Raw genomic sequence first — 6,492 nt, 5'->3', positions numbered from 1 at the left:
GTCTGGGGCCTGCGGCCCCAGCCGCCGGAGGCACTTTGTTGCCGCAGGCGGCCGCTGATGAGTGTCGACACCTCCTGGACTTCGGGATCGGGCGCGGGGCTTCCCTTCCCCTTCGTCCTGCGCCATGATTTCCGCATGCGTGTCCTGCTTTTCTCCCTTCTTTTCGCAGTTTCGGTCCAGGCGCAGCCGGTTCCTGTCGGGCGGTTGCCGGACGGTATCAAGCCGCTCGCCTATTCGCTGGCCTTTACAATCGACCCTTCGCAGGAGCGGTTCAGCGGCCAGACGGCGATCGATGTGGAGGTCCAGAAGCCGACAACGCTGATCTATCTCCATGGGCAGGATCTGGAGGTCAGCCGCGCCGAGCTGGTGTCCGGGGGCAAGCGCATCACCGCGCGCTATTCGCAGGTCGATGCATCGGGCGTGGCGCGGCTCGATCTGGTGCAACCCGTGCCCGCCGGCCCGGCGCGGATCGAGATCAGCTATTCAGCGGGCTTCCGCAAAGGCGCCGAGGGCATCTTCCGGGCCAAGGTCGGCAATGACTGGTACGCCTGGACCCAGATGGAACCGCTCGATGCCCGCCGGGCCTTCCCCGGTTTCGACGAGCCGGGCTTCAAGACGCCGTTCACCATAAGTCTGACCGTGCCCAAGGCGATGAAGGCCTTTGCCAATACGCCCGAGACCGGCGTGCAGGCGGCCGGTGCGATGGTGACTCACCGTTTCGCGCCTTCCAAGCCGCTGCCCACCTATCTGGTGGCCCTGGGCGTGGGGGCGTTCGATGTGCGCGGGGTAACGATTCCGGCAAACGCCGTGCGCAAGGTGCCGCTCGAATTCCGGGTGATCGGCACCGCCGGCCAGGCCGGGCGGATGGACATCACGCTCGAGGAGACGCCCAAGCTGCTGGCGCGGCTGGAGGACTATTTCGGCATTCCCTATCCGTACGAGAAACTCGATTTCATCGCCTCGCCGGTACAGGGCGGGGCGATGGAGAATGCCGGGCTCATTCTCTATTCGGATAATCTGATCCTGCTCGGCCGCGACGCACCGTTCGGGCAGCTGCGGCGCTTTGCCGAGGTGGTGTCGCACGAGATGGCGCACCAGTGGTTCGGCGATCTGGTGACGCCGGACTGGTGGACCGACATCTGGCTCAACGAGGCCTTTGCCGAATGGATGGGCAAGCGGATCGCCCATGCCTGGCGGCCCGACCTCGGCATCGATCCGATGGAGCTCGACGAGGCCTTCGGCGCCATGGATCTCGACAGCCTCGGGCGGGGACGGCCGATCCGGCAGGAGATCACCGAGAACAGCCAGGTGGCGAGTGCCTTCGACGGCATCACCTACCAGAAGGGCGCCCAGGTGGTGTCGATGTTCGAGGGTTTTGTCGGCGCCGAGGCTTTCCAGAAGGGCGTGCGGCTGCATCTCAACCGCTATGCCTTCCGCAACGCCAAGGCCGAGCAGTTCTTCGAATCGATCGCCGAGGCGGCCAAGGATCCTCGGGTGATACCGGCGCTGAATAGCTTCCTCACCCAGACCGGTGTGCCCCTGCTCGCGGTGGCCGATGGCACCAGGTCGATCGAGCTGGCGCAGGCGCGCTATGTGCCGCTCGGGGTCGCTGCCCCGGCGGCGCAAACCTGGCAGATCCCCTATTGCCTGTCGCGCGGCGAGGGGCGGCGCTGCGACCTGCTGGCCACCGACAAGGCCCGGGTGCCGGCGTTGATCGGCACCTCGCTGGCGCTCAACCCGAACGCCGAGGGCAAGGGCTATTATCGCTACACGATGGACGAGGCCGGCTGGACCCGGTTGATCGCCGACGCGCCCGGCCTGTCCGGCCGCGACGCGATGGCGCTGGCTGACAGCCTGTGGGCCGATTTCAGCGCCGGGCGGGCGTCTTTCCCGCTGGTGCTGCGCGCCGCCGAGGCGCTGGCCGGTCATCCCGAACGACTGGCAGCGGGCAATCTCGCCGGACGGCTGGCGGGGCTGGGCAACCGGCTGATTCCGGCTGCCGACCAGCAGGCCTATCGGGCGACGATGGGGCGCATCTACGGCCCGGCCGCCTCGGCGTTGGGCTTCGATCCCAGGCACGGCGCCTATGCCGCCGAGCCCGCCGATCGCCAGTCGCGGCGGCAGACGCTGGTGCCGGTGATGGCGCTGGAAGCGCGCGATCCGGCGATCCGCAAGGCGCTGGCCGAGGCGGGCGGGCGGCTGATCGCCGGCGATGCCGAGGCCGTCGATCCGACCTGGCGGGCATTGGCGCTGTCGGTGGCCGTGCAGGAGGGCGGCGAGCCGGTGATGCGGGCGCTGTCCAGGGCCCTGATCGCTTCGGACGAGCCGTTGTTTCGCGGCCAGGCGGCATCGGCGATCGGCGCCGTTGCCACCCCGGAACAGGCGAAGGTCGCCTTGGAGCTGGCCTTTGCCGAGGGGATGCAGCCGCTCGAAACAACCGGGCTGGTCGCCAGCGTCAGCCGCCAGCCGGCCGGCCGCGAGGCCGCGGTGGCCTTTGCCGAGGCCAATTTCACCCGGCTGATGAACAGCTATCCGGGCTTTGCCAAGCGCAACATCGTCGGCCTGTTCTCGGGCTTCTGCAGCAATGCCGATGCGGCGCGGGTCGAGGCACTGGTCGAACCCAGGCTCGTCGATCTGGGCGGCGGCGAGTTGGAGTTGTCCCAGGCGGTCGCGGGTATTCGTCGTTGCGATGCGTTGAAGGCAGCCAAGGGCGCCGAAATCTCTTCGGCACTTCGACAATAGGGGCGAATGAATGGACAGCAGGCGATATGCCAGGGCTTCGATCGTCCTGCACTGGTTGATGCTGGCGCTGTTCGTGGCGGTCTATGCGGCCATCGAGAGCCGGACGCTGTTCGAGCGCGGCAGCAACATCCGCGAGGGCGTGAAGAGCCTGCATTTCATGCTGGGGCTGACGGTGTTCCTGCTGGTCTGGCTGCGCATCGCCGCCCGTCTACGCTGGCCGGCCCCCCCGATCACGCCCCCGCCCGCCCGCTGGATGATGGTGTTGGCGCACGTAACGCACGGATTCCTCTATTTGATGATGATCGCCATGCCGATCGCCGGCTGGCTGATCCTCAGCGGTGAGGGCAATCCGGTGCCCTTCTGGGGTCTGGAATTGCCGCCGCTGATCGCACCCGACAAGGACCTCGCCCACCGTATCGAGGACGTCCACAAGACGGTCGGCGAGATCGGCTATTGGGTGATCGGCCTGCATGCACTCGCCGCGCTGGCGCACCATTATCTGTGGAAGGACGACACGCTGCGGCGGATGGGGGTGCGGCGATAGGCTTGTCGCCGCACCCTTCGGGTCATCGCGCGAAATAATGCTCATAGGCCGGTAGCGTCAGGAACGGCTCGAGCGTGTCGGCAAGGATCAGCGTCCGCAGCACTTCGGCCGCCTCGGTATATTTGCCGGCCGCATAGAAATTGTCGCCCACCTGCGCCTGCCAGACCCTCAGCTGGTCGTCGATCGCCTGGTTGATCAGCGCGCCGTCGACCGCCTCGCCGCTGTCCAGCACGACGCCCTGCGTGCGCCATTGCCAGAGCTGGGTACGGCTGATCTCGGCCGTGGCCGCGTCTTCCATCAGATTATGGAGCGGCACCGCGCCCTGGCCGCGCAGCCAGGCAGCGATATAGCCAATGCCGACGTTGATGTTGTTGTTGAGGCCGGCCAGCGTCTTCGGTCCCGCCGGCGCCGTGGTCAGCGCCGCGGCGGTGGCGTCGCCGCCCGGCAATATATCGAGCTGGTTCGGCCCCGGCATGATCGCATCGAAGACTTCGCGGGCGAGGCCGACGAGACCGGGATGGGCGACCCAGGTGCCGTCATGGCCAAGCCGGGCCTCGCGCTCCTTGTCGGCGCGAACGGCGGCGAAAGCATTCTCATTGGCCTGGCTATCGTCCTTGACCGGGATGAAGGCGCTCATTCCGCCCATCGCATGGGCGCCGCGCTTGTGGCAGGCGCGGATGACATGGGCCGCATAGGCGGCCATGAACGGGCTGGCCATGGTAACGGCCGCCCGATCAGGCAGGACCTTGCCGGGATCGTTCTGGAACGTCTTGATATAGCTGAAGATATAATCCCACCGGCCGCAGTTGAGGGCGGTGATGTGATCGCGCAGCTCGTAGAGGATCTCCTCGGCGCAGAAGGCGGCCGGCAGCGTCTCGATCAGCACCGTTGCGCGAATGGTGCCGAGTGGCAGCCCGAGCACCGACTGGGCGAGGCGGAAGACATCGTTCCACAGCCGCGCCTCGAGATAATGCTCCATCTTGGGCAAGTAGAAATAGGGCCCGGAGCCATTGGCGATCAGCGTCCGCGCATTGTGGAAGAAATACAGGCCGAAATCGAACAGCGCGCCGGCAATGCGCTGGCCGTCGATGCGCAGATGCGCTTCATCGAGGTGCCAGCCGCGTGGCCGGGCGATCAGCGTGCAGGGGGTGTCGGACAGTCGGTAGCTCTTGCCCTTGTCCTCGAGCGTGATGGTCCTGGCGGCGGCGTCGCGCAGATTGACCTGGCCCTGAACCATTACATCCCAGGTCGGTGCCGAGGCGTCCTCGAGGCAGGCCATGAAGCATTGGGCGCCCGAGTTGAGCGCGTTGATCACCATCTTGCGGTCGCACGGCCCGGTGATCTCGACACGGCGGTCGGCGAGGTCGGCCGGCGCAGGGCGGACCTGCCAGGTCGGATCGTCACGGACCGAGGACATTTCGGGCGGGAAGTCGATCGCCTCGCCGGCGTTCCACCGGGACTGGCGCTCTTGGCGGGCGGCGAGCAGATTCTGCCGCATCGGCTCGAAGCTGCGGTGAAGCAGCGCCAGAAAGGCCAGCGCCGGCTCTGTGAGAATGCTGTCATATCCGGGCTGCAGCGGCGCGGTAATCTCGATGGTCATGGTCATTCCTCGGTGAAGCGAAACGGGGTGAGGCCGCGCACGCGCTCGTCGAAGGCGAGGCGGGCGGCGGCAGGCGGGAGGCCGCGCTGGCGGCAATCGGCGCGGTGGCAGGCGGCGCAGCCGGGTCCGATCGGGGCGGCCGCGCCGGCGAGATCGAGCCCGGCACTCCAGGCCAGCGCGGCGGCGTGTCGGGCCTCGCAGCCGATGCCGATGGCAAAGGCCGGGCGGACACTGCCCCAGGGGCCGGCGGTGGTGCGCACGGTGCGGGCCAGCGTCAGGAAGCGATGGCCGTCCTCCATTTCGACGAGCTGACGCTGCATCTGGCCGGGCTGCGAGAAGGCGGCATGGATGTTCCAGACGGCGCAGCCGCCCTCCCCGGGGCGTGGCAGCGGCGACGGGCCGGCAACGAAACGCTTCGAAATGGTGCCGGCCCGGTCGAAGCGTAGCAGGAAGAAGGGCACACCGCGCGCGCCCGGCCTGCCCAGCGTCGTCAGCCGATGGGCAACCTGCTCAAGTCCGCGGCCGAAGCGCGCCTGCAGCAGCTCGACATCATAGCCGGTCGCTTCGCAGGCGGCGAGAAAGCGGCCATAGGGCATCAATATTGCGGCAGCGGCATATTTGCCGAGCGCCACGGTGGCTGCCCGGATAGCAAGCGGATCCTGGATCGCCGCAGCGGCGATTGCATCGGCAATCTGCGACTTGAGTTCAATCAGCGCCAGCTGCACGGCCGAGGCAAAGCCCCGCGAGGCGGCATCGAGGCTTTCCGACAGCTGGAGCTGGCGGGCATGCAGATCGAGCCGGCGAAGCGTTGTCGGCATCACATCGACCGGCAACACGCGGACCTGGATCGAATGGCGGGTGCGCAGCCGCTCGACGACGGCGGCGTTGAGATCGCCGCCGGACAGGCGAAGCTCGTCGGCAAGCGCCTCGGCGGCCGTATCGAGCCCGGGGAAATGATTGCCCGCCTGCTCGATCATCCGCATCACCGCGCCGATCGGCCCGGGCTCGGGCTTGGGCTGGCTGGCGGGCGTGCTGGCATGGAGCCGCAGCAGCGCCTGGGCGATGCCGGGCTGACGGACGGCAAGCTCGCGCAGCTCGCCGCGTGGCATGTCGATGCCGATCAGTCGTGAATCGGTGAAAACCTTTACAAGCTCTTCGCCGATGTCGTGCCCCTCGTTCTCGGCCAGCGACTTCAGGTCGAGATCATAAGTGCCGGCGAGCTTGAGCAGGAAGGCGGCCGACAAGGGTCGCTGGTCCCGCTCTATGAGATTGAGATAGCTGACTGAAACCCCTAGGTCATTGGCCATGCGGGTCTGGGTAAGCCCACGGCTGGTGCGCAGCCGGCGCACGCGTGCACCGGCAAAAAGCTTTCGCGACAAAGGCTCCGGGGCCATGGGGAGAGGAGAAGTTGTCAATATTTTTACAACATGACCGTTCTTGTTGGCGAAAAGACAACTCTTTGACACGATTCCTTTACCGACTCGCGTTGACCCCGCCCTAGCGCAGGTCCATCAGCAGGGCAACGGCCGAGGCCGGAAGAAAAAGACAGATAATGCATCATGGGGAGGGCAGCGGCGTCGGCACAGTCCGACGCCGCCATTCACGC

4 protein-coding genes are annotated in these 6,492 nt (G+C 67.0%); 2 read left to right on the top strand and 2 right to left on the bottom strand.

Going from position 1 to position 6,492, the window contains the following annotated elements:
- Positions 1-135 precede the first annotated feature (135 nt).
- Together ACTIFJ_RS14485 and ACTIFJ_RS14480 are read left to right on the top strand one after the other, a co-directional pair.
- Positions 136-2,742, top strand: coding sequence for a M1 family aminopeptidase (locus tag ACTIFJ_RS14485; RefSeq protein ID WP_439534819.1), 2,607 nt, complete (start codon positions 136-138; stop codon positions 2,740-2,742).
- Positions 2,743-2,752: 10 nt separating this feature from the next.
- Entirely contained in the window at positions 2,753-3,286 is a 534-nt protein-coding gene (locus ACTIFJ_RS14480) for a cytochrome b (protein WP_439534818.1), read from the top strand.
- 22 nt (positions 3,287-3,308) lie between these two features.
- On the opposite strand, the gene aceB is transcribed toward ACTIFJ_RS14480, so the two are convergent.
- Both aceB and ACTIFJ_RS14470 read right to left on the bottom strand, forming a co-directional pair.
- Positions 3,309-4,886, bottom strand: a complete 1,578-nt coding sequence (gene aceB, locus ACTIFJ_RS14475; RefSeq protein ID WP_439534817.1) for a malate synthase A — start codon at positions 4,884-4,886, stop codon at positions 3,309-3,311.
- Between the two features lie 2 nt (positions 4,887-4,888).
- The gene (locus ACTIFJ_RS14470) at positions 4,889-6,265 is read right to left on the bottom strand and encodes a helix-turn-helix domain-containing protein (RefSeq protein WP_439534816.1); all 1,377 of its coding nucleotides are present in this window, start codon (positions 6,263-6,265) and stop codon (positions 4,889-4,891) included.
- Positions 6,266-6,492: the final 227 nt, after the last annotated feature.

Origin of the sequence: Polymorphobacter sp. (genome assembly GCF_051860865.1) — a bacterium.
In the GTDB taxonomy this organism is placed as follows: domain Bacteria; phylum Pseudomonadota; class Alphaproteobacteria; order Sphingomonadales; family Sphingomonadaceae; genus Sandarakinorhabdus.
This window is presented reverse-complemented; position numbering and strand designations above follow the sequence as displayed.

What these genes read in the sequence shown, in the direction of transcription:
- ACTIFJ_RS14485 (WP_439534819.1), top strand. Translation starts at nt 136, where the DNA reads ATGCGTGTCCTGCTTTTCTCCCTTCTTTTCGCAGTTTCGGTCCAGGCG.
- ACTIFJ_RS14480 (WP_439534818.1), top strand. Translation starts at nt 2,753, where the DNA reads ATGGACAGCAGGCGATATGCCAGGGCTTCGATCGTCCTGCACTGGTTG.
- aceB (WP_439534817.1), bottom strand. Translation starts at nt 4,886, where the DNA reads ATGACCATCGAGATTACCGCGCCGCTGCAGCCCGGATATGACAGCATT.